Here is a 24,766-nt window from a genome sequence, read left to right as displayed (position 1 = left end):
GTCTGTCGTGACGGACCCCCTCGCCCCGCTGTTGGAACTGCCCGGAGTTGTCGACTCCGCCGAACGTGCGCGTGACGCTCTGGGCGCGGTGCATCGGCACAAGGCCAACCGTCGCGGCTGGCCCGCCAACGCAGCCGAGGCTGCGGTGCGTGCGGCTCGCTCGTCGTCCGCGCTCGAGGGTGGTTCGATGGATTTTCCCCGCGAGGGCGAAGAAGGCGACCCCATCCTTGCCGGCGCGCTCCGAGTCGCCGCCGCCCTGGACGGTGACGCTCTGCAGAACACGCTGTCGACCTGGAAGCGTGCCCCATTGCAGACCCTTGCTCGCCTGCACTTGTTGGCCGCGGCCGACCTCGTCGACGACGCCTCCGCCCTCGGTCGTCCTCGTGGCGATGCGGGAGTCGGCGAGCGACTCGATCTGCTCGCTCAGCTGGTGACCGGCGGAACCTCGGCACCCGCCCCGGTGATCGCCGCAGTGGTGCACGGTGAGTTGTTGACGCTCAAAGCTTTCGGATCGGCCGACGGCATCGTTGCGCGGGCTGCATCGAGGCTGGTGGCCGCATCGTCGGGATTCGATCCGCACAACCTCGGCGTGCCCGAGGTGAGCTGGATGCGTCGAGCGAACGCGTACCGAGACGGCGCGTCGGGATTCGCCGAGGGTACTGCGACGGGCGTCGGGAGTTGGGTGATCCTGTGCTGCGGAGCATTCGAAGCCGGTGCGGCAGAGGCGACTTCGATTGCCGAGGCTGCGCAGTAGTGAGAACGTAAAAGGGCGGCGATGTCGACTTGCGTCGACGTCGCCGCCCGTTAGCACGGAGCGCCTGGTTACCAAGCGTGCACAGGTGGGCTGTGATGGACTACCACGTGGCCTCGGCGAGAATTCGACAGTGATGAGGTCATCCCTGCAACCGGTGCAGGGTTCTTGCTGATCATTGGCGAATTTCGCAGGCCCACAGCGCTTCTGCCATTAGGTGGCAAGCTCCGCGTGGGTGCCGGTGTCCGTGCTGGGAATCCCGGTCGGGAGAGCGAATCTTCTCTTCCGATTCGTTCTTGGCCTTGCGTTCTTCCGTACGTCCTTTGTACCCCGTGACGCGCCTCACATCAAGGGTTTGTGCCTCATCGTTTTCTACGAAGTAGTCCGTAGGTGACCACACCTGCGGCAAGAGCGCTGAAACTTGCTGCGGCACTGACCGCTACGGTCTTTCCGGACGGGGTCTGGATACGCGATCGCAGTGAAACCGGGTTGGAGAACGTGAGAATCGGCCATCCGTTGGAAGCGGCTTCCTTGCGCAGTGCGCGATCGGGGTTGACGGCCGTCGGGTGCCCGACAGCGCGGAGCATCGGTACGTCGGTGATCGAATCCGAATACGCGTAGCTCGAAGCCAGGTCGTAATCATGTTGCGCGGCCAGGGAGTTCATGGCGTCGACCTTCCCCTCGCCGTAGCAGTAGAAGTCGACCTCGCCGATGTACTTTCCGTCCACGGTCACCATCGTGGTCGCCATGCTGTGGTCGGCTCCCAGCAGTTCTGCAATGGGATGCACGATTTCGTCGCCGGACGCCGAGACGATCACGACATCGTGTCCTCGGAGCTTGTGGTCTGCGATGAGGTCGGCGGCTTCCGCGAACACGAGGGGATCGACGATGTTGTGCAGGGTTTCCGCGACGACAGCGCGGACCTGTTCGACATCCCAACCGGCGGTCATGCTTGCGATGTGGGCGCGCATGCGTTCCATCTGGTCGTGATCGGCCCCGGAGAGCAGGAACAGGAATTGCGCGTAGCTGCTCTTGAGTACCGCGCGACGATTGATGAGACCTTGGTCGAAGAACGGCTTGCTGAAAGCCAGCGTGCTGGACTTCGCGATGATCGTTTTGTCGAGGTCGAAGAATGCCGCGACGCGCGCTGGGCGTCGGCCGGCGGGGGCGTCGTCGTTGCTCGCGCTCTGGGTCACGTTTGTCACCATAGTGGCCGGTGGTGACCGGTGGATGTTGCGTGGTGACACTGGGGGACTCGGCAGAACTTCGTCCAGAAAATCCGACGGTTGAACTTGCAAACAAGGATGTCCACGGGTGTAGTATTTTCTACGAGCCCGGTTCATTCCGGGCGGTGTTCAGCCCGACCCCCCGGGGCTGAACCAGACGACCCTCGCCTCCTCCCCCCCTGGCGAGGGTCGTCCTCTTTTCTGGGGTAGGCCGAAATTTGGTACATCAGTACCGTTATTCATCCACAGGGCCGAATCTATCCACATTTTCCCAAGTCGCGCGCATCTCGAGCAGATTCTCACGCAGGCTTGGCGCATGGAAACGGACTCGCGACAACGGAGCGCACAGCCGGCGGTCATGATGTCGATCGAACTTCGCGGCCTCCGCGAGGACGTGTACCGAATTGCTGCAGCCGCGGATTGTGTTGTGGAAGAGCAGAACTTACTGGTCGGTATCGGTTCGACGCGGTCGATCTGGGATCGCACCGGAATTATTCTGATCGATTTCTCGTCCGCCGAGACGGCATTGTCGAGCGGATTCCCGCGGCGGGAGGGTGTCATTCTGGTCACGGCTGCGCCGCCCACTCTGGACGACTGGCGAACCGCCACTGCCCTCGGGGCCGAACAGGTGATCTCGCTGCCCTCCGAAGAGGACGCGCTCGTTCGAATACTCGGCGAGCCCGCATCGGCACCGACTGGAGATGGTGGCGTCATCGCCGTGGTCGGCGCGCGGGGTGGAGCGGGATCGTCGACGCTCGCTGCTGCACTCGGTCTGAGCGGCAGTAGCGTGGGTTGGCGCGCATTGCTCGTGGAGGGCGACCGATACGGCAGTGGACTCGATCTGTTGCTCGGCTGGGAGAACACGCCCGGTCTCCGGTGGTCCGGGTTGGTCGTCGAAGGGGGTCGAGTATCCGCTGACGCCTTGCACGGTGCGCTGCCCTCGCGAGACGGTCTGTCGGTGTTGGCGCTTGGCAGATCCGAGAGCCGGAGCATCGGGCTGACTGCCGTCGCTGTGACGGCTGTGCTCGACGCAGGACGCGCAGCGGGCGATCTGGTGGTGTGCGATGTCCCGCGTCACCCCGGCGACATCTCCGACGCGCTGTACGCGGCCGCGGACCTCGTCGTGCTGTTACTGCCGGCAGAGCTACGCGCCGTCACCTCCGCGGAAGCGGTGGCAGCGCACGTGGCAGATCGAAATGCCAACGTCGGTATCGTCGTTCGAGGGCCTGCGCCGGGCGGGCTGCGGGCCGACGACATTGCCGTCGCCCTCGATCTACCGCTGTTGACGTCGATGCGCGCCGAGCCGGGATTGGCCGAGCGTCTCGAGCGGGGCGGCCTCGTGCTGGGCCGCCGATCACCACTGGCCGCTGCCGCGAACAGCGTGCTCGACACATTCGCTCAGAAGCCCAGCGGACGGCGGTGGGCAGCATGAGCGCCGTCGTCACCGCGGATCTGTTGGACCGCGTCCGTGATCGCCTTGCTGTATCTGCCGCCGCTCCCGTTCCGGCGACCGTGGCCGCGGCCATCCGAGCCGAGGCAGGCGGTGTCATCGGTGACACGGATATGCTTGCGGCTCTTCGTGTTCTGCAGACGGAGCTGACCGGAGCGGGCCCGCTCGAGCCGCTGCTGTCCGAGCCGGGAGTGACCGATGTTCTGGTCACCGCGCCGGACCAGGTATGGATCGATCGTGGGCGCGGACTCGAACGCACCGAGATTCGCTTCGCCGACGAATCGGCCGTGCGCCGGCTGGCGCAGCGGCTCGCCCTGTCGGCCGGTCGGAGATTGGACGACGCGCAACCCTGGGTCGACGGTCGGCTGCCCGGAGTGGGGCGGGACGTGTTCGGCGTCCGGCTGCATGCTGTGCTGGCACCGGTGGCCAGCGGTGGAACGTGTGTGTCGCTGCGGGTGTTGCGACCGGCAACCCAAGGTCTCGCAGCACTGCGTGCATCCGGTGCCGTCACCGAAGACGGGTACGAACTGTTGCGCCGGATCGTGCTCGGCCGCTTGGCCTTTCTGGTGGTCGGAGGAACTGGCGCAGGAAAGACCACACTTCTTGCCGCGCTGTTGGGTGAGGTGGACCCGGCCGAACGGATCGTCTGCGTAGAGGACGCGGCCGAGTTGGCACCGGCACATCCGCATGTGGTGCGTCTGGTGGCGCGCGCGCCCAACGTCGAAGGCGTGGGGGAGGTATCGGTGCGGCAACTGGTGCGTCAGGCACTGCGGATGCGCCCTGATCGGCTCGTCGTCGGTGAGGTACGCGGCGCCGAGGTCATCGACCTGATGACGGCTCTCAACACCGGCCACGACGGCGGAGCCGGAACCATCCATGCGAACTCTCCCGCCGAAGTGCCCGCGCGTCTCGAAGCCCTTGCAGCGCTGGGTGGAATGGGACGCGATGCGCTGCACAGTCAGCTTGCTGCGGCCGTTCAGGTGGTGCTCCACGTTCATCGCAGCGCGGACGGTACACGACGGCTCCGGGAGATCGGGGTGGTCGACGTCGATCCGACCGGTCGGGTACACATCGTGCCGGCCTGGTCTGTCGACCGCGACGCACTGCCGGGTGAGCGTCGACTGGTCGAACTGCTGGACCGACGCTGCGGCGATGCTCGATGACGGCCGTACTGGTGCTCTTCGCTTCCGCAGTTCTGTTGTGGCCGAATGGGTCTCGAGGCCTACCGCGGGGGAAGGTGAGGGTATCGACGGTACCGCGATGGCTGGTGCCGAGCTGCGCTGCATTGGTTGCGGCAGGCGCGGTGTGGTGGCTCGGTGGCGTCTGGGCCGTGGGCGCAGCGGCGGTGGCGGCAGGTACCGGGTGGAGTCGCTTCAGGCGGCGGCTCGAGCGCGATCGACGTGCGACCGAATTGAATTGGTTGGCAACCGGAGTCGAGGTCATCGTCGGCGAGCTTCGTGTGGGATCTCACCCCGCCACGGCCAGTGCGGTGGCGGCCGACGAATGCGGCGGAATTGCCTCGGCTGCGCTGCGCGGTGCGGCCTCGCGGGCCAGGCTCGGCGGCAGGGCTGCCGACGGTATTGCCGCGTCCGATTCGCTGCTGGACGCCGAGCTCGGCCGGCTGGCCGCAGCGTGGCACGTGGCCGACGAGCATGGGCTCGCGCTCGCCGAGCTGCTGGACGCCGTTCGCGACGACATGCTGGGGCGCAGACGGTTCCGCGAACGAACCGAGGCGTCGCTGGCCGGTGCGCGGGCTACTGCGTTGGTGCTGGCCGGTCTGCCGATCCTCGGTGTTGCGCTCGGCCAGTTGATGGGTGCGAAGCCACTGCAGATTCTGCTCGGCGGTGGGATGGGCGGCATTCTGCTGTGTATCGGAACGGCGCTCGGCTGCGCGGGCCTGCTGTGGACCGACGCGATCACCGGCAAGGTGACCACATGATGTGGGCTGCAGTCCTCTGTCTGGCAACGGCGTTGGTGGCTGTGCCTTCGGTTGGCACTGGGCTGCGCAGACATGCAGCCGATGGCCGCGCCGAGATCGACACCGTCGATGCTTCGAGACCCGATCCACTCGCGGTGGCGACGACGTTCGACCTCCTCGCTGCTTGCTTGCGATCGGGGCTTCCGATAGCAACTGCCGCTACAGCCGCAGCGCAGTCCGCTCCCGCCTCGTTCGGGGTGGCGCTGCGCAAAGCCGCCGATCTGCTCGAACTCGGGGCCGACGCCGAGACCGCATGGGACGCCGTCGCGCACGATCCGGAAACCGAGGCACTGGCGCGAATGGCACGCCGATCTGCACGGGCCGGCTCGTCCATGGCGTCGGCGATGACGGAACTGGCTGCGACACAACGAACTCGCGCCGAGGACGCGTCGGCCGCGGCAGCCGAACGCGCGGGCGTACTGATCAGCGGGCCGCTGGGTCTGTGCTTTCTGCCTGCCTTCATCTGTCTCGGGATCATCCCCGTGGTGATCGGCCTGGCGGGCAACGTACTGGGCGGCGGTCTGCTGTGACCGCCGCGCACACAATCTTCCGTTGCGGAACTGCCGCACCGGACAACAGGGAGGGGAATCGAGATGATCGAGAACGCACTGCAGGAGTTGAAGACTCGGATCGTTCTGTTCGGGGTGGAGGACGACGGGATGTCCACGGCGGAGTATGCGATCGGCACCATCGCGGCCGCGGCATTCGGCGCGGTGCTCTACACGGTGGTGACCGGCGACAGCATCGTGACGGCACTGACGGGGATCATCGACAAGGCGCTCAACACCACCGTCTGACCGCAGGCGATGACGATGGTGCCGTGACGGTGGAGGCGGCGTTCGCTATCGCGTCCATCGTCGCGGTGATCGTGGTGTGCATCGGTGCGATCGTGTCGGTGACGATGCATATCGGCTGTGTGGATGCGGCCCGTGAGGCAGCTCGGTTGGCGGCGAGAGGGGATGCGGCTCGAGCAATTTCGGTGGGGGAGCGGGTTGCGCCGGAGGGTGCGCGCATCACGGTGACCGAGGACGGGGAGTTCTTCGTCGCGAGGGTGGAGGTGGAGAGTCCGCTGCCGGGATTGACGCTGTCGGCGGAGGCGGTTGCTGCTGCGGAACCGAGTGTGCCCGAATGAGGCTTGGTCTTCGGAAGGTGCTGCGTGATGACGAGGGTGGCGCGACGGTGTTGGCGGCGCTGGCGATGTCGGCGTTGATCGCCGTCGTGGTGATGGTGATGCACGTCGGCTCGGCGGTGGGCGCTCGTCATCAGGCGCAGTCGGCGGCCGATCTCGCTGCGTTGGCCGGGGCGGGGGCTCTTGATCGTGGGGTGGTAGATGCGTGTGAATCTGCGCGGGCGTTGGCGGTGCGAATGGGTACGGAACTGCAGGAGTGCACGATCGACGAGTGGGACGTGATCGTGACGGTGGGTCAGCCGGTGTTTCTCGGACGCTTCGGAATGTCCGACGCCACCGCCTCGGCGCGGGCGGGGCCGGGGTGACCGGACGCCCGCCCGTCTCCAGCGGTCAGCGTGGTGTGAGCGCGCGGGCCCCGGACTGCAGAGGGGCGAATCGAGTGAGTTGAGTGACGTGCTCCGGGGTCAGCTCCGCGAGCGAATTCACCTGCAGCAGTTGCATGGTGCGCACTATTTCCTCGCGCAGGATGTCGATCATGCGGTCGACGCCCTCGCGGCCGCCCGCCATCAGGCCGTAGAGGTACGCCCGGCCGACGAGTGTGAAGGACGCACCCATCGCGATGGAGGCGACGATATCGGCACCGTGCATGATGCCGGTGTCGACAGCGACTTCGAAGTCGGAGCCGACTTCGCGGACGACCTCAGGCAAAAGATGGAAGGGGACGGGAGCACGATCGAGCTGTCGGCCTCCGTGGTTCGACAGAATGATCCCGTCTACTCCCAGTTCGGCGAGTCGGGCCGAATCTGCCACCGACTGAACACCTTTGACAACAAGCTTGCCGGGCCAGATCTTCCGGATCACGTCGAGGTCGTCGAACGAGATCGACGGATCCATCGCCGAGTTGAGCAACTCTCCGACCGTGCCGCCGGTGGAGGACAGCGAGGCGAACTCGAGTTTGTCGGTGGTGAGGAAGTCCCACCACCACCATGGGCGTGGAATGGCGTTGGCGATCGTCGACGCGGTCAACTGCGGCGGGATGGAGAACCCATTGCGCTTGTCGCGCAGGCGAGCTCCGGCGACCGGTGTGTCGACCGTGAACAGGAGTGTGTCGAAGCCTGCCTTCGCGGCGCGTTCGACCAGCCCGAACGAGATGTCACGGTCTCGCATGACGTAGAGCTGGAACCAGTTTCGCCCGTTCGGATTGGTGGCCTTGACGTCCTCGATCGACGTGGTGCCCAGAGTCGATAGGCAGAACGGGATTCCGGCTGCCCCGGCTGCGGCCGAACCGGCGTATTCACCCTCGGTCTGCATCAGGCGGGTGAATCCCGTCGGTGCAATACCGAACGGGAGCGCGGACGGCCCACCGAACACCGTCGTCGAGGTGTCGACGTAGGAGACGTCCCGCAGGATCGAGGGATGGAACTCGACGTCGCGGAAGGCCTGACGAGCCCGCGACAGCGAGATCTCGGCGTCGGCGGCACCGTCGGTGTAGTCGAATGCCGCGCGTGGGGTACGACGACGGGCGATGGTGCGGAGATCGTCGATGGTGAGTGCGGCGTTCAGTCGTCGCCGACGCAGATTCAGATCGGGCTTCTTGAACGAGAGGACCTCGCGCAGGTCGGTAGCTTTGGGAATCTGCCGTTTGATGGGCATGTCATGGTCTCGATTCTGTGCAGTATTGCGGTGAGTGGGGGCGAGAACGGGTCAGGGGAGCATCCAGGCCAGTACCGAACTCTGGAGTCCGACCAAGAGGCAGATGGCAAGCAGTAGGCCGAGACTCCACCCGATGACTTTTCGGAATATCTCGGACTCTCGCCCGACCAACCCCACCGCGGTCGCGGCGATGGCGAGATTCTGAGGGCTGATCATCTTTCCCACCACACCACCCGAGGTGTTGGCGGCGACCAGCAGGGTGGGGTCGATGTCGGCGTTGATCGCTGCAGTCTGCTGCAGCGTCGCGAACAAGGCGTTGGCACTGGTGTCCGAACCGGTGACCGCGGTTCCCAGCCACCCGAGAATCGGGGAGAGTGTAGGCGAAAAATGCGCCGGTGCCGGCGATCCAGGTGCCGATGGTGATGGTCTGCCCCGACTGGTTCATCACGTAGGCGAGCGCTAGAACCGCGCCCACCGTGAGAGCGGAGAATCGGAGTTTGATCAGGGTGCTGCCGAACAGACGGGCGGCGTCGGGAGCGCTGACGCGGTAGACGGCGGCCACGATGACACCGCAGATCAGGAGCAGTGTTCCCGGCGTGGACAGCCAGGTGAACTTGTAGATGGTGGTGGCGGCGGGGGAACCGGCGGCGGTGAGGATGTTGCCGTCGAGACCGGGCCACGGTACGGCGATGTCGGTCGAGGCGAGGAACTTGGTGACCGGGGACCATAGTTTGGCCACCGAGAACACTGCGATGACCAGAAGATAAGGAAACAGTGCGAGCCACACTCGTTGGGTCGTCAGTGGTGCGGCTTCGACGGTGAGGGTGGCGACGGGTGCAGGCGTGATCGGGGCAGTGCCCGAACTCCCCGAATCGAGGTCGGCATCTCGGGCCAGGAGGATGCGTTCGCGAGCCGCATCGGATCCGGTCGGCTTCCAGAATCGCAGAACGACGACTGCTGCGGCGATGCCCGCCAGTGAGGCGATGATGTCGGTCAACTCGACCGAGATCCAGGTTGCGCTGACCCACTGCGCGACGGCGAACACGACGCCGACGGCCAGGGCAACCGGCCAGGTCTGGGCGACGCCGCGTCGACCATCGGTCAGGAATGCGATGAACAGCGGCACGAACAGGGCAATGAACGGGGTCTGGTGGCCCACGTAGGCGCCGATCTCGTGGTAATCGATGCCCGTCAGGTTGCCGGCAGTGAGGATCGGAATGCCGATGGCACCGAAGGCAACCGGCGCGGTGTTGGCCAGCAGTACGACGACGGCTGCGCGCATCGGAGCGAAACCGATGGCCAGGAGCATGACACCGGTGATGGCGACGGGGGCGCCGAATCCGGCGAGGGCTTCGAGTAGCCCGCCGAAGCCGAACGCGATGATGATGGCCTGGATGCGCGGATCGTCGGAGATCGAGTCGATGATGCGGCGCAGGTCGTCGAATCGTCCGCTCGTCACGGTCAGCTCGTACAACCAGATCGCACAGATCACGATCCACACGATCGGGAACAACCCGAAGGTGAATCCCTGCGTGGCCGACAGCCCGGCCAGGTTCACCGGCATGTCGTAGGCGAGGACCACCACCACCAGTGCGACGACGAGCCCGGCCAGACCGGCGAAGTGGGCTTTCCAGCGAAGAAGGCCCAGCGCGACGAAGACCGTCAGCAGCGGCAGACAGGCCACCGCGGCCGACAGTCCGATGCTGCCCGCGAGCGGTTGAAGTTCGGGTGTGTACACAGTTACTCCATTCGAGACCTTCAGGGTGTGTGAGGTCTGACCACATAGAGAATGATATGGATCACACTCAATGGGGTCAAGAGGCTGAAGGCACAGACCTTCTTCTGGTTGGATGACCGGTATGGCTGACGACGCTGGACGGGCGCAGAACGAACCGCTTCCGTGGAAGCCGGTCCGGCGGGCTCGTGCGCACGAACTTGTCATCGATGCGATCGAAGAACGGATCATGGCGGGTGACCTGCGCGTCGGAGATCCGCTGCCGCCCGAGCGGGAGTTCGCAACGCAGCTCGACGTCAGCCGGGCCGGGGTCCGCGAAGCTGTGCGCGTCCTCGAGAGCAGCGGAATCCTCCGCTCGTCACCGGGTTCGGGTCCGAGTGCCGGCACCTTCGTCGCGGCTCTGCCGCGGCCGGCGCTCACTCGTCTCCTTCGCCTGCACGTCGCGCTGACCAACTTTCGGATCGACGACTTGATCAGCACGCGAGTTGCTCTGGAGCGGGCAAGTGTTCACCTCGCCGCGGTGGCACCTGATCAGGACAAGCTTGCGCAGGCCAGGGACGCCGTGGAGATCATGCAAGCGCGGGGTGTCACCCGAGAGGTCTTCAACGATGCCGACACTAACTTTCACATCGCCTTGGCCGAGGCTTCGGGTAACGACTTCGTTGCGTCGCTCACCGCAGCAATCCGGGAATCGATGCGTGCGCCCATCCTCGCTGCGCAGTTGAAGATCGAGGATTGGGACTCGTTGGCCGACACACTGAAGGCCGAACATCGGCAGATTCTGGCCGCCGTCGAAGCCGGCGATGCGGAGCTCGCAATGAAGTCGGCCGAAGAGCACATCCGGTCGTCTGCCGTTGCTCTGTCGATCGGCATCGGTAGCGATCCGTCCTGATGCCACTGCTGACGATGCCCCAGCCACCGCAAACGCGCGCGCGTTTGCCGTTGCCGCTGAACCCAGCCGCTCAACCCTCCCGAGTGACGGCCGCGAGTACCGCGGTCAGCACTCGAATCGCACCGTCTTTGTCCAGTGGATCGTTGCCGTTTCCGCATTTGGGGGATTGCACACAGGATGGGCATCCGGTCTGGCATTCGCAGGAGACGATGGCGTCCTTCGTGGCAGCGAGCCAATCTGCGATGGCCACGTGGCCGCGGTCGGCGAATCCGGCTCCGCCGTCGTATCCGTCGTAGACGAAGACCGTCGGCAGCCCGGTGTCGGGGTGTAGGGCTGTCGACACTCCGCCGATGTCCCATCGATCGCACGTTGCGACCAAGGGCAGCAACCCGATGGCGGCGTGCTCGGCCGCGTGCAGAGATCCGGGGAATCGCTCGTACGGAACACCGCTGTGCTCCAACAACTCCGGGGTGATGGTGTACATGACGGCTCGGGTGTCGAGTGTCTGCGCGGGCATGTCGAGTTCGATGGAATCGAGAATCTCGCCCGAGAGCAGGCGTCGGAGATATCCGACGACCTGATGGGTGACGTTCACCTGAACCAGTGCGACGCGCACCTCGCCGTAGTCGACGGATTCGTGCACCGCCGTGATCGAGATGTCGGTGATCTCGCGGGCCGAGGTGTTCCACTCGGGTTGCTCCGCGTGTACCAACGCCAGACCGGCTTCGAGATCGAGTTCGTCGACCACGAACGATTCGCCCTGGTGGATGTGGACGGCACCGGGATGTGCAGTGGCGGGAGCTCGTCCGCCGTCGACGGTGCCGAGCATGCGGCCGGATTCACCGTCGACGATGGCTACCTGCACACCGGTGCCGCCGCGGATGTTCACCGCACCGTGCGGCGAGAGTTGCTGGCCCTCGGGCGTGATGAACCATCCGTGCGGACGCTTGCGCACGTAGCCCTTCAGCTCGAGCTCTTCGAGTACCGATTCCGCGCTCAGCTCCTCGGCCTCGGCCAGTCCTATCGGCAGTTCGACTGCAGCGCAGAGCAATTGCGGGGCCAGAATGTACGGATTGGTGGGGTCGGTGACGGTGGCCTCCACGGGCCTGTCCAACAGGGCTGCGGGGTGGTGCACCAGGTATGTGTCGAGTGGATCGTCGCGCGCCACGAGCACCAGCAGCGATCCTTCTCCGCGACGTCCGGCGCGGCCGCCCTGCTGCCAGAACGACGCGACGGTACCGGGGAAGCCAGCGACGATCACCGCGTCCAAACCGGCGATGTCGACGCCCAATTCGAGTGCGTTGGTGGTGGCGACCCCCAACAGGGTGCCGTCGGACAGGTCGGATTCCAGTTTTCGTCGGTCCTCCGCCAAATACCCTGCGCGATAGGCGGCGACGCGTCGCACCAATTGCGGATCGACGTCAGCGAGAATTCTCTGAGCCCCCAGCGCGGTGACCTCGGCGCCGCGCCTGGATCGAACGAAAGCCAGCGTTCGGGCGCCCTCGACCAACAGGTCGGCCATGATGCGCGACGCCTCCGCTCCGGCGGATTTCCTTACCGGAGCGCCGTTTTCGCCGGTGATCTCTTTCAGCAGCGGTGGTTCCCACAGTGCGACGGTGCGGGCTCCGTGCGGAGAGCCGTCCTCGGTGACCTCCTGGCACGGCGCTCCGATGAGTCGGCTCGCCGCCCGTCCGGGTTCCGAGGTCGTGGCACTGGCGAGAACGAACACCGGGGACGCGCCGTAGCGAGCGCAGAGGCGTCGCAATCGACGAAGCACGAGCGCGACATTGGATCCGAAAACACCTCGGTAGTAATGGCATTCGTCGACCACGACGTAGCGAAGATTGCGCAGAAACCGGGACCATCGCTCGTGGGAGCCGAGAATGCCGAGGTGCAACATGTCCGGGTTGGTGAAGATCCAGCGCGCATTGGCGCGGGCCCACTGGCGAATCTCGATCGGGGTATCGCCGTCGTACGCGCTGGGGAACACCTCGGCGAGTTCGTCTGATGTCGAACGCAACTCGTCGGTGATCGAGATGGTGGTGCGTAGCTGATCGGCACCGAGTGCCTTGGTGGGAGCCAGGTACAGCGCGGTGGCGCGGGCGTCGGCGGACAGCGTCGTCAGAATGGGGAGTTGATAGGCCAGGGACTTGCCCGATGCCGTACTCGTCGAGAGCACCACGTGATTGCCCTCGGCGGCGAGCGTTGCCGCTCGCGCCTGATGGGTCCACGGTTGTGAGATCCCACGAGAGGTGATCACCTGCACCACTTCCGGGCCCACCCACGACGGCCAAGAAGCGAACTGCGAGGCCCGTGCCGGCAGCTCGGCGACGTGGGTCAGCGGGCTCTCGTTCGTGGGCGAACCCGCCAATACCCGATCCAACAACCGCTGCCCGTAGCTCCCGCCATCCGCACCGCCCAGCGGATGATTCTCGCTCACTGCCGGTCTCCATACATTCGTTCGATCTACAAGCGCCGTCGGGCTGTTCGCGACATCCCCATGCTATCGCGGGCCCCCGTCGGCTCCTTCGTGCCCTGGTGAGGGCGGCAATTCACCCTGCCAGTGTTGTGTGATTCCACAACATCGGAAATTGTTCGAAAAGGGTCGGTTTTCGACTGTTGCGAACGCGGAGTTCATGGTTCACTTGACGCGGTCGCAGCTTCTGTGTTCGTTCTACGCTTCGCAGGATCTCACGTTGCGGGCGCGGTACTGGGAGAGCTCGTCCATCAGGGGGAATCCTGAGGGGGATTCGCAGAAAGTGCAGCGGTCGGAACCGGCCCGATGGATCGAAAGTGCGCTCCATCGAATCCGGTGTTAGAAAGAGAAGGAAAAGCATGGCACAGGGAACTGTGAAGTGGTTCAACGCCGAAAAGGGCTTTGGATTCATTGCACCAGAAGACGGCTCCGCTGACGTTTTCGTCCACTACTCCGAGATTCAGGGCAGCGGTTTCCGCACCCTCGAGGAGAACCAGCGCGTGGAGTTCGAGGTCGGCCAGGGCACCAAGGGTCCCCAGGCTACGGGCGTTCGCGCAGTCTGATCCGAGTCGAGAACTGTCATCCCCCTTTCGCGGTGGGCTCCGGTGGAGTCGATCGAGGGAGGGGGATGACGCATATCCGAACCACCCGGGTGCGGCGAAAGCCGTGAGCGTGGCCGCCGATGTCCTAATGTCCATGCTGTGAACCAGCTGTCCTTCTTCTCCGCCGAATCGTTGCCGCCCGCGGTGACCGATCTCAGTGGGCTGCTGGCTGCCACCGGCCACGTCGTCACCTCCGCGGGTTCGGCCCGTATTTCTGTCGTCGTCGACGCGCAGTGGCGCGCGGATGCCATCGCCGAACTCATCGCGCAGTGTGGTCTGACTGCAGAGCTGGGGCGATCGGAGGAAAACCGGCCGTTGGTGCGTACCGCGTCGGTGCCCGAACTGTTCGCACTGGCGTCTCTGTGGACCAAGGGTGCTGTCAAAGCCGTCCCTCCCGGGTGGATTCCGGGTTCTCGCGAACTCCGCGCCTGGGTGCTCGCGTCCGGTCGTCCCGAGGCCGAGGGGGAGCGGTACGTGCTCGGACTCGATCCCCACGCACCCGACACCCATTCCGTCCTCGCGCAGTCGTTGATGCGCGCCGGCATCGCGCCGACGCTGATCGGCACTCGCAGCTCCAATCCGGGACTGAGAATCACCGGTCGACGACGGCTCCTGCGTCTCACCGAGAACGTCGGTGAGGCTCCCCGGAACGTGGACGCACGTACCATTTGGCCGCACGCGAAGTAGGCCGATATGTGACTGATCTGCGAGTATTTGGTCGACGTATGTCAGTCTGTTAGTAGTGGGACAGGCAAATCTGCCTGTGAAAACGCACTAGGGAAGGTTCGGCAGCAAGGTGGCAGCACGTAAGAACGGCACGGGGGACAGCTCCGCCGAGCCGCGTCGTCTGGTCATCGTCGAGTCTCCGACCAAGGCAAAGAAGATCGCCCCCTACCTCGGGAGCAACTACGTCGTCGAGGCCTCCGTCGGCCATATTCGCGACCTTCCCCGCGGTGCCGCGGACGTACCCGCCAAGTACAAAGGTGAGCCCTGGGCGCGTCTCGGCGTAGACGTCGACCACGACTTCGAGGCTCTCTACGTCGTCTCGCCCGAGAAGAAGGGCAAGGTCGCAGAGCTGAAAAGCCTGCTCAAAGACGCCGACGAGCTGTATCTCGCCACTGACCCCGACCGCGAGGGTGAGGCCATCGCCTGGCATCTCCTCGAGACCCTGAACCCCAAAGTCCCTGTTCGACGCATGGTCTTCCACGAGATCACCAAGCCGGCGATCCTCGCGGCCGCCGCCGACACTCGCGACCTCGACAAAGACCTGGTCGACGCCCAGGAGACCCGTCGTATCCTCGACCGCCTCTACGGCTACGAAGTGAGCCCGGTGCTGTGGAAGAAGGTCATGCCGAAGCTCTCGGCGGGCCGAGTGCAGTCCGTCGCCACCCGCATCATCGTCCAGCGTGAGCGCGAGCGGATGGCATTCCGCAGCGCCGAGTACTGGGACATCTCGGCCACGCTCGACGCCGGTGCCGAGGCGAGCCCCCGCAGTTTCGGAGCCCGACTGGTCAATGTCGACGGCAATCGCGTCGCCGCCGGCCGCGATTTCGGGGCCGACGGCAAACTCAAGACCGAGTCCGTGACCGTGCTGGACGAACCGCGTGCCCGACGCCTCGCCGAGGCTCTCGAAGGCGTGGATCTGACGGTCGCGTCGGCGGAGGACAAGCCGTACACCCGTAAGCCGTACCCGCCGTTCATGACGTCGACACTGCAGCAGGAGGCCGGCCGCAAGCTGCGGTTCAGTTCCGAACGGACCATGCGTGTCGCGCAGCGTCTGTACGAGAACGGCTACATCACCTACATGCGTACCGACTCGACGTCGCTCTCCGCTTCGGCGGTCTCCGCGGCACGGGCGCAGGCGAGCGAGCTCTACGGCCCCGAGTACGTGCATCCGACTCCGCGGCAGTACACCCGCAAGGTCAAGAATGCGCAGGAGGCGCACGAGGCCATCCGCCCCGCGGGTGACGTGTTCCAGACTCCCGGTCAGCTGCACTCGGCGCTGCAGACCGACGAGTTCCGGCTGTACGAGCTGATCTGGCAGCGCACGGTGGCGTCGCAGATGGCGGATCTGCGCGGCACCACGCTGACGCTGCGCATCACCGGAACCGCAGGCACCGGCGAGGAATGCACGTTCTCGGCGTCGGGCCGCACAATTACTTTCGCCGGCTTCCTCAAGGCCTACGTCGAGAGCGTCGACGACGAGGCGGGCGGTCAGACCGACGACGCCGAGTCTCGCCTGCCCGCGCTGAAGGCCGGCCAGGCAGTGACGGCCACCAAGCTCGATCCCGACGGTCACACCACCAACCCGCCGGCTCGATTCACCGAGGCGTCGCTCATCAAGACGCTCGAAGAGCTGGGAATCGGTCGGCCGTCGACGTATTCGTCGATCATCAAGACCATTCTCGACCGCGGTTACGTCTACAAGCGTGGCAGTGCTCTGGTGCCGTCGTGGGTAGCGTTCTCGGTGATTGCGTTGCTGGAAGCGCACTTCGGGCGTCTGGTGGACTTCGATTTCACCGCCGGCATGGAAGACGATCTCGACGCCATCGCGGGAGGCCGTGAGCGACGCGGCGATTGGCTGCAGAATTTCTACTTCGGCGGCGAGACCGGTGCCGAGGGTTCGGTCGCGCGCTCCGGTGGCCTGAAGAAGATGGTGGGCCAGAATCTCGAGGAGATCGACGCGCGCACCATCAACTCGATCCGTCTGTTCGACGACTCCGAGGGACGCGAAATCCATGTGCGCGTGGGCCGTTACGGTCCGTACCTGGAACGGATGGTCAAGAACGACGACGATCCCGACGGCGACCCGATCAGTCAGCGCGCCAACCTGCCCGACGATCTTCCGCCGGACGAGCTGACTCTCGACTTCGCCGAAAAGCTCTTCGCCACACCACAAGAGGGCCGCAAGCTCGGCGTCGATCCGTTGACCGGCCACGACATCGTCGCGAAGGAAGGTCGTTTCGGGCCGTACGTCACCGAGATCCTGCCCGAGCCGGAACCCGAGCCGACGCCGCCTCAGCCCGACATCGTGCCGATCCCGTCCGGTAGCGACGGTGATGGTGGCGGCGGCGTCAAGACTGCGGTGAAGAAGGCTGCAGCCAAGAAAGCACCGGCCAAGAAGGCTGCCGCGAAGAAGGCCACCGGCCCCAAGCCGCGGACCGGCTCGTTGCTCAAGTCCATGGATCTGGCGACCATCACGCTCGAGGATGCCCTCAAGCTGCTCTCGCTTCCCCGCGTCGTCGGAGTCGATCCGGAGTCCAAGGAAGAGATCCTTGCGCAGAACGGTCGATACGGCCCATACCTGAAGAAGGGCACCGACTCTCGCTCGCTCGCCGACGAGGATCAGATGTTCACGGTCAGTCTCGAAGAGGCTCTGAAGATCTACGCCGAGCCCAAGCGTCGGGGTCGTCAGGGTGAAGCCAAGCCGCCGCTGCGCGAGATGGGCGTCGACCCGATCAGTGAGAAGCCGATGGTGATCAAGGACGGTCGCTTCGGACCGTACGTGACTGACGGCGAGACCAACGCGAGTCTGCGCAAGGACGACGAGGTCGAGTCGATCACCGATGACCGTGCGTCGGAGTTGTTGGCGGACAGGCGTGCTCGCGGTCCGGTGAAGAAGAAGGCACCGGCCAAGAAGGCGGCCGCCAAGAAAGCCCCGGCAAAGAAGACTGCGGCGAAGAAGGCTCCAGCCAAGAAAGCTGCTGCCACGAAGACCGCCACCAAGACCACTGCCGCGAAGAAGGCCCCGGTCAAGAAGGCTCCTGCGAAGAAGACCGACGGGGAGTAGTCCGTCGAGCTCGAAGTTGTGGACGGAAAGACGGCCGAGAGTCGCCGTAACTGCGAGTTCGCGGGTTCGGGTTGTCGGGCGCAACCACTAAGGTTGCGTGTATGGCGGGTGTGTTCGATCGATTGGTCGGTCAGGAAGATGTCGAGGCCGATCTGACGGCCGCTTCGGTGGCTGCCCGTACGGGCGTCGACTCGTCGGCGATGACGCATTCGTGGCTCTTCACCGGCCCTCCCGGGTCCGGCCGCTCCATCGCTGCCCTGTGCTTCGCTGCGGCGTTGCAGTGCACTACCGAGGGTGTTCCCGGGTGCGGGCATTGTCAGGCGTGTTCGACGACCATGGCCGGCACTCACGGCGATGTGCGACGCGTCGTACCCGAGGGTTTGAGCATCAGCACCAAGGAGATGCGCGACATCGTCTCCATCGCCTCACGGCGGCCGAGCACAGGTCTGTGGCAGGTGGTCGTGGTGGAGGACGCCGACCGTCTCACCGAAGGTGCCGGAAACGTGTTGCTCAAGGTGGTCGAGGAGCCGCCGGCGCGGACGGTGTTCCTGTTGTGCGCTCCGTCGGTCGATCCGCAGGACATCTCGGTGACCTTGCGCTCCCGATGCCGTCATGTCTCACTGGTGACGCCCACGGTGCCGGCAATTGCTCAGGTGCTGCAGACCCGTGACAAGCTCGATCCGGAGACGGCGGAGTGGGCCGCATCGATCAGCGGCGGGCACGTCGGCAGGGCGCGTCGCCTCGCCACCGACGAGGACGCGCGAGCGCGGCGCAAACGGGCACTGGCTCTGGCATCGGCCGCAGCCCGGCCCAATCAGGCCTACCTCGCGGCAGAGGAACTGGTGAAGGCCGCCGAGGACGAGGCCAAGGAGATGAGTGCCTCCCGCGACGAGGCCGAGACCGAGGAGCTTCGTACGGCTCTGGGCGCGGGCGGAACCGGCAAGGGTGCGGCGGGCGCATTGCGCGGGTCTGCCGGTGTGCTCAAGGACCTCGAGAAGCGGCAGAAGTCTCGGGCCACCAGAACCGGGCGTGATTCGTTGGACCGGGCGTTGATGGATCTCGTGGGCCTGTACCGAGACGCGCTCGCTCGCTCGTACGGATCGACCGCCACTGCAACGCATCCCGACATGGCCGAGCAAGTCGAGCGCATGGCGAAGGCTGTATCGCCCGAGGCATTACTGAAGAGCATCGAGGCGATCCTCGAATGTCGAGAGTCGTTGGCGGTCAACGCGAAACCGAAATTCGCGATCTATGCGATGGTGGCGACTCTGGGCGACGTGCTGCGTTAGTCCTTCGCTCTTTTCCGTGCCCGCGAAGCCCGAAGATTGGCAACGTTGCCGCAGGTCTTGACGTCGTGCCAGACGCCACTGTTGTTGCGGGAGCGGTCGTAGAAGGCAGATCCGCACAACTCGTTCTTGCATCGCTTGAGTCGACGCCACGTGTCGGACCGTTGTGCGAGAAGCACTTCGGACCAGATCCGAGACGCAATGTAGTCGGCCCCAGTGCCGGTCGGTGACAGTCGTACCGTTCCATCGACGTCCGGTACGAGCTCGACTCGGACGGCCGGGCGCGCAGCCATTTCGCCTGCAATGGCCGCTTCCACATCGGATCGCAAGGCCCGCAGCGTGGCTGCATCGTCGTCCGAGAGCGGCATTCCCCAGGTCGTGGACGCTGCATTCCCGTCGGCGATGAGGTCGGGGAGTCCGTACACGTCGATAGCTCGCGTGTTCAACAGATTCTGAACCACCTGCAGGCCGTCGGGTGCCGGTGCGAGGTGAAAGCGCTCTGTCGCCGACTGTGACATAAGTGAACAGTATTTGACTATGTCGCACCGGTCAACTATCAATGACAGAATCAAATGCATTTTACCTCTGTCTCGAAAGGTGACGGCCATGGTGTCGATTGAAGGAGCAACAGTGTTGGTGACCGGCGGTCAGCGCGGTCTGGGAAAGGCGACGGTCGATGCATTGCTCGAGCGTGGGGCAGTGAAGGTGTACGCGACTGCACGGAACCCGCGCGAGGACTCGGATCCTCGCATCTTTCCGGTAGCACTCGACGTCACCGACGCGGATTCGGTTGCTGCCCTTGGTGATACCGCATCCGATGTGTCCATCGTGTTCAACAATGCCGGGGCACCCGGTACGACACCGTTGCTGACGACGTCGATCGAGGACGTTCGCGCGGTGTTCGAGACCAACGTGTTCGGTGCGTTGCGGATTGCGCAGGAGTTCGCGCCGATCCTGAAAGCGAACGGCGGCGGAGCACTGATCGACATCCACTCGGTGCTGTCGTGGCTGGGCGGTGCGGGGGCGTACGGGGCATCGAAGGCGGCGATCTGGTCGGCGACCAACTCGCTGCGGCTCGAGCTGGCCCCGCAGGGGACGCTGGTCGTCGGAGTTCATCTGGGGTATACCGACACCGACATGATCGCCGAACTCGACGTGCCGAAGAACGACCCACTCGATGTGGCGCGCCAGATTCTCGACGCTATCGAAGCGGGCGAGACCGAAGTGCTCGCCGACGACCTGACCAGGCACGTCAAGTCGATCCTCAGCGGGCCGGCAGAAGGACTCGGCCTTGCCGGCTGATCGCGAGGGGAGGCGATTTTCGTTTCGACGTGATGCTCCGTTAGACTCACCAACGCCGAAAGGCACGCCGCCTTAGCTCAGTCGGTAGAGCATTTCACTCGTAATGAAAAGGTCAAGAGTTCGATTCTCTTAGGCGGCTCCACCAGCAGGCCCCTGACATGCAACAGCATGTCGGGGGTCTTTTTTGATGTGCGCACGAACGCGCTGTGTGATCACGTTGTGTCAACGTTCGATCCGGTGCACCGTAGGCAGAGATCGCTCGGCAGTTCGAAGCTGTCGACCGATTTGGTCCACCCACACGCCTCGCAGCGTTTCTCTTTGGCTGGGCGAGTTGGCATCGAAGCCCGCTTGGCTCGGCATCGTCTCATCGCCATCTGTGATCTGTCATGTGAGCAGTTGCGGTGATGTCCCATGGGCGCTGGCATGGCAGCGATCGTAAGAGCGATCGAAACCCGCTGAGATCGGTCGCTGAGAGCCCCTCGCGCGTCGACTGAACGATCGCACCGTACGTGACGTATGCACGCGAATTGTCGGGCGGTGTGGATACGCTAATCGCGGGAGGCGCACATGTGGGAAGTGCTCATCGGTGCTGTTGCCGCGCTTGCAGGTGGGTTCGGCGGAGCAATTCTACAAGCGCGGAGCAGCAGACGGTTGCTAGAGGTTCAGCACAAGGAGGACGAGAAGGTCAGGCGTGAAACGTACGATCGCGAGACCGCCACACGGTTCCTTGACGTGCGGAGGGAGGCGTACGCGTCATTGATGTCTAACTGGTCGAATCTGGACTACGCAAGACGCGAAGCTGACGCCGCAATCGCGGAGTCAGCCGCTCTGCCAGAGCCCGATCCCTCAGATGGGGCAGCACTTCGAAACGCAGTAGAAGTCCGTACCGAGGCAGCACGGGCCGCGGGTGAAGCTCAGCGTTACAGCGAGGCGGTCATCTCAGCGATGGAAACGGTGATGCTTCTTGCTCCTCCAGAGGTTCGCGATGCGATGCCCCCATCCACCGGCTCGAATGTTGAAGCCAAACGACAGAGGTTCTTCAAGGCGGCTCGCGCTGACCTAGGTATACGCGACCTGCAAGAACCGATCTGAGCTACAGTGAAGTGGTTACTCCCGACCAAGGGTTCATCACACACGGAGGTTGATGGATAAGTAGTCCGCTAAGTACAGACGGCCCCTCACGGACGAACTGGACTTTGGGTCGATGCTCTTTGGTATCGACTTTCGTGGCTACCCTTATGTTTTAGGAGTGACCCATGACGTGGGTTTTGATCTATCCCGCCTCGCAGTTGGCGATCTGCCTGGTTCTGGTTCTGGCGTCGCGCACTGCAAGCAAAGTCGACCTGAATCGTCTGCGCGAAATTGCGTATATCTGTGCGGTGGTCATGCGCCCCAAGATTGCGCTGCAGCTCAGGGCGCGGGAAGCTGAAACGGAACCAACCGCCGAACCATTGCGCCTAATCGAGCATGGACGAGATCGAGCTGGCGGTGTGGGTCGAAGCAGGTTACGACCCTGACCGTCCGCGAGTCGTCGCGGCGCTTGAAATCCTCAGACTGGAACTGTGGTTGCGTGCCAGCGAGTGAAGCTACGAACGTGCACGACGCGGGACGATCGCTGACGCCGCCTCTGCTGCTGCAAGGGCAACGTCGGGGTAGACCGATGTGTAGGTGTTCGCCGTCGTCGCGAGGTTCGCGTGGCCGAGCGTTTCCTGGACCACTTTCATGTCGACGTTGGCTGCGAGCATGAGCGACGCTGCGCCGTGTCAGAGGTCGTGCAGACGGATGTGCGGTAGGTCGGCGTCGATGCACAGTCGGATGAACTCGTCGGACACCCACTCAGGGTCGAGGGCCGAACCGTCCTCACGCGTGAACACCTTGCCCGAGTCGACCCATGCTTCACCCCACACCAGCCGATCCTTGCGCTGCTGGACCCGGTGCGCTCGCAGAACGTCGATGCACCCGCGGTCCAATGCCACGACTCGACCGCCGGCATCAGACTTCGGGGTGTCCTCGATGACCTTCCCAATCACGGAGATGCGCTGACGTTCGATGGTCGCGGTTCCGGCGTTCAGGTCGATGTCCGGCCATTCGAGACCGATCGACTCACCTCGACGTGGCCCGCGATGCGACAGCAGATGCCAGAGCGCGTACAGCCGATGCTCCGATGCGGCGTCGAGAAATGCGCCCAGTTGTGCAGGTGTCCAAACCATGACGGGCGAAGGCTTCGTGGCGAGGAGGCGGGCGCGCTTGACGGAGCGACCCTTCATCAGCAGTGCCTCGACTTCTGCACGCCAGACCTGCTCGCGTTCTTCGGTCCACACCTTCGCCTTCGGTCGCTTCCCGCTGGGCATCTTCACGAGTGCGGCGACGTTCGCACTGACGAGACCCTCCCTCATCGCGTCCGAGAGGGCTGAACGCAGCACCGCGCGCATTCGCTGTTGTGACGCAGCGCCAGTCGTGCGACGGCCGAGTACAGCGCCTCTGGCGACCCGTTCGTTGCGGTCGTTGATGTCATCGAACACTGCGGCGACATGGCCAACCCGAAGATCGTTGAGGCGGACGTGTCCGATCGCAGGTATCCAGACCTTCTCGATGTAGCGGGCGTAGTGCGCAGCCGTGTTCGCCTTGATGTCGGACTTAGCCTTGATCCACTCGCGCAGATAGTCCGCGACGGTGAGCTGATCGTTGACGACCTGCCCCTTGGACGCACGCGCACGAAACTCGTCGAGGGCGGCCTGCGCAGCTCCCTTCGTTGCAAAGCCGTTGCGTGCCTTCTGCTTACGTACACCACCTGGGCCGAAGTAGCCAACGGTGAAGCCCCACTTGCCGTGCTTGGGGTTCCATGCGCCATCAGGTCGTTTGAGGTCCGGGCACGTCGAGCCTCGCTGCTTGCGCTCGCCGGTGCGGGGGTCGACTTCTGTACAGCCGCAACGCTTGTAGATCGAGCCTGCCATGAGATTCGCCTTTCTGGACGGAGATACAAGTCAGGCCCCACACCGAAGTGCAGGGCCCGACACGGGGATGGTTCCTACTGATTGGAGAGTTCGGAAAACTGAAGTCCCCGTTTGCGTTGCAACCATTCCTCGAAGTAGCTCCATTGAGCCGCGTTAGATCCAAATGTCGACGTGCTGTCCTCGACGGTGTCGGGAACAATGGCGAACGCGTAGCTGGACCCTGCCTCAAGTCGCAGCTCCATGTAAGGAAAACGACTCTCGCTGGCACCAGTGGTGTGTGTGGGTGACCAATGGGCGGGAACGTCGGCGATTCGGCAACTCCACGATGTGGCACAACCTGAGCATTGCCGAGGCTCGCACCAAGGCCGGGATGAACTACAACCGAGGACTTGCGCAGCACTGGGTCGAACCAGTCAACGCGTAGCCGCCCAGCCCGTCGCCTGTCTTGAGGATGACGGGCTGAGTGGTAGACGCGCCAGCTTCTGATTGTGTGCTTGGATCAGCGAGTGTCGATCGCCAGAGAAGTAGAAGCGTTCAATTATCGGGATGTTGTGGCAAGACAGTTTCTGGACGAAGAGATCCCTTCGCCGAGCGTGCTTCCTCTGTCTGAAATGCCAAGCGAATGTACAGAAGCGTCGAACGCGCTGACGGCGGCGACGACGAGCGCACGCAGTGCTCTGCGTTGGGCGAAGATGATCAACGCAATGGAAAAGGCTGCTGAGGGAAAAGCTCCACAGGGAAGGATGACGGCGTCGGCTCAGGATGGGCTCCGGGCAGCGCTTCTATTTTCGGGTGCAGGTGTCGATTCCTCGCTCAAGCGATTGGTTGCTAACTCACTACCGTCGCTCGTATCGTTCGATCCACACTCAAGCGAGAAGCTGCAGTCTTTCGCAGAAGCGAACGTCACTGGATCAAACGGCCAGGTCGACCCGTCGGCGTTGGTCAGGCTGCTCCTGAACAAGGGTTCTTCACCTCGAGACATGGTCGTTTCCGAGTGGATTCGATCCTTAACTGCAGCAAGCGCGCAGTCCGCAGAGCGGGTTCAAGAGTTGGCAGGGGCGATGGGTGTAATCGATCCGCAGCTGAGGAAGCGGATTAGCCCAAACAAAAACCAGCAGAGTTGGACATTGCTAGAGCGTGCGTTTCGGGCGCGAAATCAGATTGCCCACGAGCTGGACGTCACGAAGCCCGTGGCGGAGAAGCGCGGAAGGTTCGAGCCAATCCTGGAGTACCGACAACTCGCGAAGGTGCAAGACTTGTGCTTCGAGTGCCTGGAAGTAGCGCAGCTCATAATCAATGACGTTGCTCTGAGGCTGCAATCGCGGACATGATCTGATTGCAGATCAGATCGACGGTGGTCCGGTGCACGTCGGATTGTGTGTGTCGAGGTTGTATAAAGACGGCGTACCGGTGTCTGAGAGACGGCGTGACGATCTGAACGTGCGCTGCGTGATGACATACACCGCGAAAAGCGCACGGACGCACTGTGAGGTTCACCCCGGAAAGTGGACAGTGGTTACGCGGCCATGGTGGGCGCGTTCA

23 protein-coding genes, 1 tRNA gene and 3 pseudogenes are annotated in these 24,766 nt (G+C 64.1%); 20 read left to right on the top strand and 7 right to left on the bottom strand.

The window, feature by feature from the left end:
• Positions 1-7: 7 nt before the first annotated feature.
• On the top strand, positions 8-754 hold the full coding sequence (locus QM797_RS25575) for an oxidoreductase (RefSeq protein ID WP_283278529.1): 747 nt from the start codon (positions 8-10) through the stop codon (positions 752-754).
• Positions 755-1,113: 359 nt separating this feature from the next.
• Here the strand turns inward: QM797_RS25575 and QM797_RS25570 are convergent, their stop codons facing one another.
• The gene (locus QM797_RS25570; RefSeq protein WP_283278528.1) at positions 1,114-1,959 is read right to left on the bottom strand and encodes an HAD family hydrolase; all 846 of its coding nucleotides are present in this window, start codon (positions 1,957-1,959) and stop codon (positions 1,114-1,116) included.
• A 334-nt stretch (positions 1,960-2,293) separates the two neighbouring features.
• Here QM797_RS25570 and ssd point away from each other — a divergent pair, with 334 nt between their 5' ends.
• From ssd to QM797_RS25535, 7 genes are all read left to right on the top strand, one after another.
• Positions 2,294-3,409: a septum site-determining protein Ssd gene (gene ssd, locus QM797_RS25565; RefSeq protein ID WP_283278527.1), complete on the top strand. Its 1,116-nt coding sequence runs from the start codon at positions 2,294-2,296 to the stop codon at positions 3,407-3,409.
• Entirely contained in the window at positions 3,406-4,590 is a 1,185-nt protein-coding gene (locus QM797_RS25560) for a TadA family conjugal transfer-associated ATPase (protein WP_283278526.1), read from the top strand. The genes ssd and QM797_RS25560 overlap by 4 nt, the downstream gene beginning before the upstream one ends.
• The gene (locus QM797_RS25555) at positions 4,587-5,366 is read left to right on the top strand and encodes a type II secretion system F family protein (RefSeq protein WP_283278525.1); all 780 of its coding nucleotides are present in this window, start codon (positions 4,587-4,589) and stop codon (positions 5,364-5,366) included. Before QM797_RS25560 ends, QM797_RS25555 begins: the two co-directional genes overlap by 4 nt.
• Positions 5,363-5,935 (top strand): type II secretion system F family protein, encoded by a 573-nt coding sequence (locus tag QM797_RS25550; RefSeq protein ID WP_283278524.1) that lies wholly within the window; start codon positions 5,363-5,365, stop codon positions 5,933-5,935. Before QM797_RS25555 ends, QM797_RS25550 begins: the two co-directional genes overlap by 4 nt.
• 63 nt (positions 5,936-5,998) lie before the next feature.
• Entirely contained in the window at positions 5,999-6,202 is a 204-nt protein-coding gene (locus tag QM797_RS25545; protein ID WP_283278523.1) for a DUF4244 domain-containing protein, read from the top strand.
• Positions 6,203-6,225: 23 nt separating this feature from the next.
• Positions 6,226-6,537 (top strand): TadE family type IV pilus minor pilin, encoded by a 312-nt coding sequence (locus tag QM797_RS25540; RefSeq protein WP_283278522.1) that lies wholly within the window; start codon positions 6,226-6,228, stop codon positions 6,535-6,537.
• Positions 6,534-6,899, top strand: a complete 366-nt coding sequence (locus tag QM797_RS25535) for an Rv3654c family TadE-like protein (protein ID WP_283278521.1) — start codon at positions 6,534-6,536, stop codon at positions 6,897-6,899. Before QM797_RS25540 ends, QM797_RS25535 begins: the two co-directional genes overlap by 4 nt.
• Before the next feature lie 25 nt (positions 6,900-6,924).
• On the opposite strand, the gene QM797_RS25530 is transcribed toward QM797_RS25535, so the two are convergent.
• Positions 6,925-8,187, bottom strand: a complete 1,263-nt coding sequence (locus QM797_RS25530) for an alpha-hydroxy acid oxidase (protein ID WP_283278520.1) — start codon at positions 8,185-8,187, stop codon at positions 6,925-6,927.
• Positions 8,188-8,238: 51 nt separating this feature from the next.
• Positions 8,239-9,949, bottom strand: a pseudogene (locus QM797_RS25525) (L-lactate permease).
• A gap of 97 nt (positions 9,950-10,046) precedes the next feature.
• Between QM797_RS25525 and QM797_RS25520 the strand changes: the two are divergent.
• Positions 10,047-10,814 (top strand): FadR/GntR family transcriptional regulator, encoded by a 768-nt coding sequence (locus QM797_RS25520; protein ID WP_283278519.1) that lies wholly within the window; start codon positions 10,047-10,049, stop codon positions 10,812-10,814.
• A gap of 70 nt (positions 10,815-10,884) precedes the next feature.
• On the opposite strand, the gene QM797_RS25515 is transcribed toward QM797_RS25520, so the two are convergent.
• On the bottom strand, positions 10,885-13,254 hold the full coding sequence (locus QM797_RS25515) for a DEAD/DEAH box helicase (RefSeq protein WP_283278518.1): 2,370 nt from the start codon (positions 13,252-13,254) through the stop codon (positions 10,885-10,887).
• 395 nt (positions 13,255-13,649) lie between these two features.
• On the opposite strand from QM797_RS25515, the gene QM797_RS25510 reads away from it, so the two are divergent.
• From QM797_RS25510 to QM797_RS25495, 5 genes and pseudogenes are all read left to right on the top strand, one after another.
• A complete protein-coding gene (locus QM797_RS25510) occupies positions 13,650-13,853 on the top strand; it encodes a cold-shock protein (RefSeq protein WP_005248460.1) in 204 nt (67 codons plus the stop codon).
• Between the two features lie 138 nt (positions 13,854-13,991).
• Entirely contained in the window at positions 13,992-14,579 is a 588-nt protein-coding gene (locus tag QM797_RS25505) for a hypothetical protein (RefSeq protein WP_283278517.1), read from the top strand.
• 109 nt (positions 14,580-14,688) lie between these two features.
• Complete coding sequence (gene topA, locus QM797_RS25500; protein WP_283278516.1) at positions 14,689-17,682, top strand: type I DNA topoisomerase; 2,994 nt, start codon at positions 14,689-14,691, stop codon at positions 17,680-17,682.
• Between the two features lie 117 nt (positions 17,683-17,799).
• Positions 17,800-17,838 (top strand): annotated as a pseudogene (locus tag QM797_RS26415) (hypothetical protein).
• Positions 17,835-18,971, top strand: a complete 1,137-nt coding sequence (locus tag QM797_RS25495; RefSeq protein WP_371833908.1) for a DNA polymerase III subunit delta' — start codon at positions 17,835-17,837, stop codon at positions 18,969-18,971. Before QM797_RS26415 ends, QM797_RS25495 begins: the two are co-directional and overlap by 4 nt.
• Here the strand turns inward: QM797_RS25495 and QM797_RS25490 are convergent.
• Positions 18,968-19,486 carry a CGNR zinc finger domain-containing protein gene (locus tag QM797_RS25490; RefSeq protein WP_283278514.1) on the bottom strand — a complete coding sequence of 173 codons (519 nt, stop codon included), beginning with the start codon at positions 19,484-19,486 and terminating at the stop codon, positions 18,968-18,970. The two genes, QM797_RS25495 and QM797_RS25490, sit on opposite strands and share 4 nt — an antisense overlap.
• Positions 19,487-19,574: 88 nt before the next feature.
• Between QM797_RS25490 and QM797_RS25485 the strand changes: the two genes are divergently transcribed.
• The 4 genes from QM797_RS25485 (at position 19,575) to QM797_RS25470 (ending at position 21,787) form a co-directional block, all read left to right on the top strand.
• Positions 19,575-20,270, top strand: a complete 696-nt coding sequence (locus QM797_RS25485) for an SDR family oxidoreductase (protein WP_283278513.1) — start codon at positions 19,575-19,577, stop codon at positions 20,268-20,270.
• Between the two features lie 66 nt (positions 20,271-20,336).
• Positions 20,337-20,412: transfer RNA gene (locus tag QM797_RS25480), tRNA-Thr, on the top strand.
• Positions 20,413-20,837: 425 nt separating this feature from the next.
• A complete protein-coding gene (locus QM797_RS25475) occupies positions 20,838-21,362 on the top strand; it encodes a hypothetical protein (RefSeq protein ID WP_283278512.1) in 525 nt (174 codons plus the stop codon).
• Positions 21,363-21,526: 164 nt separating this feature from the next.
• Positions 21,527-21,787, top strand: coding sequence for a hypothetical protein (locus QM797_RS25470; RefSeq protein WP_283278511.1), 261 nt, complete (start codon positions 21,527-21,529; stop codon positions 21,785-21,787).
• A 69-nt stretch (positions 21,788-21,856) separates the two neighbouring features.
• Here the strand turns inward: QM797_RS25470 and QM797_RS25465 are convergent.
• Together QM797_RS25465 and QM797_RS25460 are read right to left on the bottom strand one after the other, a co-directional pair.
• Positions 21,857-22,021: pseudogene (locus QM797_RS25465) on the bottom strand (site-specific integrase); the annotation flags it as partial.
• Positions 22,022-22,033: 12 nt separating this feature from the next.
• On the bottom strand, positions 22,034-23,224 hold the full coding sequence (locus QM797_RS25460) for a site-specific integrase (protein ID WP_283278509.1): 1,191 nt from the start codon (positions 23,222-23,224) through the stop codon (positions 22,034-22,036).
• Positions 23,225-23,507: 283 nt separating this feature from the next.
• Between QM797_RS25460 and QM797_RS25455 the strand changes: the two genes are divergently transcribed.
• Positions 23,508-23,648: a hypothetical protein gene (locus QM797_RS25455; protein ID WP_283278508.1), complete on the top strand. Its 141-nt coding sequence runs from the start codon at positions 23,508-23,510 to the stop codon at positions 23,646-23,648.
• Positions 23,649-23,730: 82 nt separating this feature from the next.
• Positions 23,731-24,555 carry a hypothetical protein gene (locus tag QM797_RS25450; RefSeq protein WP_283278507.1) on the top strand — a complete coding sequence of 275 codons (825 nt, stop codon included), beginning with the start codon at positions 23,731-23,733 and terminating at the stop codon, positions 24,553-24,555.
• Positions 24,556-24,766: the final 211 nt, after the last annotated feature.

Origin of the sequence: Rhodococcus sp. IEGM 1381 (genome assembly GCF_030056795.1) — a bacterium.
Classification (GTDB): domain Bacteria; phylum Actinomycetota; class Actinomycetes; order Mycobacteriales; family Mycobacteriaceae; genus Rhodococcoides.
The sequence above is the reverse complement of the archived record's forward strand: the minus strand, read 5'-3'. Positions and strand labels throughout refer to the sequence as shown.

What these genes read in the sequence shown, in the direction of transcription:
- QM797_RS25570 (WP_283278528.1), bottom strand. Translation starts at nt 1,959, where the DNA reads ATGGTGACAAACGTGACCCAGAGCGCGAGCAACGACGACGCCCCCGCC.
- ssd (WP_283278527.1), top strand. Translation starts at nt 2,294, where the DNA reads ATGGAAACGGACTCGCGACAACGGAGCGCACAGCCGGCGGTCATGATG.
- QM797_RS25560 (WP_283278526.1), top strand. Translation starts at nt 3,406, where the DNA reads ATGAGCGCCGTCGTCACCGCGGATCTGTTGGACCGCGTCCGTGATCGC.
- QM797_RS25555 (WP_283278525.1), top strand. Translation starts at nt 4,587, where the DNA reads ATGACGGCCGTACTGGTGCTCTTCGCTTCCGCAGTTCTGTTGTGGCCG.
- QM797_RS25550 (WP_283278524.1), top strand. Translation starts at nt 5,363, where the DNA reads ATGATGTGGGCTGCAGTCCTCTGTCTGGCAACGGCGTTGGTGGCTGTG.
- QM797_RS25545 (WP_283278523.1), top strand. Translation starts at nt 5,999, where the DNA reads ATGATCGAGAACGCACTGCAGGAGTTGAAGACTCGGATCGTTCTGTTC.
- QM797_RS25535 (WP_283278521.1), top strand. Translation starts at nt 6,534, where the DNA reads ATGAGGCTTGGTCTTCGGAAGGTGCTGCGTGATGACGAGGGTGGCGCG.
- QM797_RS25530 (WP_283278520.1), bottom strand. Translation starts at nt 8,187, where the DNA reads ATGCCCATCAAACGGCAGATTCCCAAAGCTACCGACCTGCGCGAGGTC.
- QM797_RS25520 (WP_283278519.1), top strand. Translation starts at nt 10,047, where the DNA reads ATGGCTGACGACGCTGGACGGGCGCAGAACGAACCGCTTCCGTGGAAG.
- QM797_RS25510 (WP_005248460.1), top strand. Translation starts at nt 13,650, where the DNA reads ATGGCACAGGGAACTGTGAAGTGGTTCAACGCCGAAAAGGGCTTTGGA.
- QM797_RS25490 (WP_283278514.1), bottom strand. Translation starts at nt 19,486, where the DNA reads ATGTCACAGTCGGCGACAGAGCGCTTTCACCTCGCACCGGCACCCGAC.
- QM797_RS25485 (WP_283278513.1), top strand. Translation starts at nt 19,575, where the DNA reads ATGGTGTCGATTGAAGGAGCAACAGTGTTGGTGACCGGCGGTCAGCGC.
- QM797_RS25475 (WP_283278512.1), top strand. Translation starts at nt 20,838, where the DNA reads ATGTGGGAAGTGCTCATCGGTGCTGTTGCCGCGCTTGCAGGTGGGTTC.
- QM797_RS25470 (WP_283278511.1), top strand. Translation starts at nt 21,527, where the DNA reads ATGACGTGGGTTTTGATCTATCCCGCCTCGCAGTTGGCGATCTGCCTG.
- QM797_RS25460 (WP_283278509.1), bottom strand. Translation starts at nt 23,224, where the DNA reads ATGGCAGGCTCGATCTACAAGCGTTGCGGCTGTACAGAAGTCGACCCC.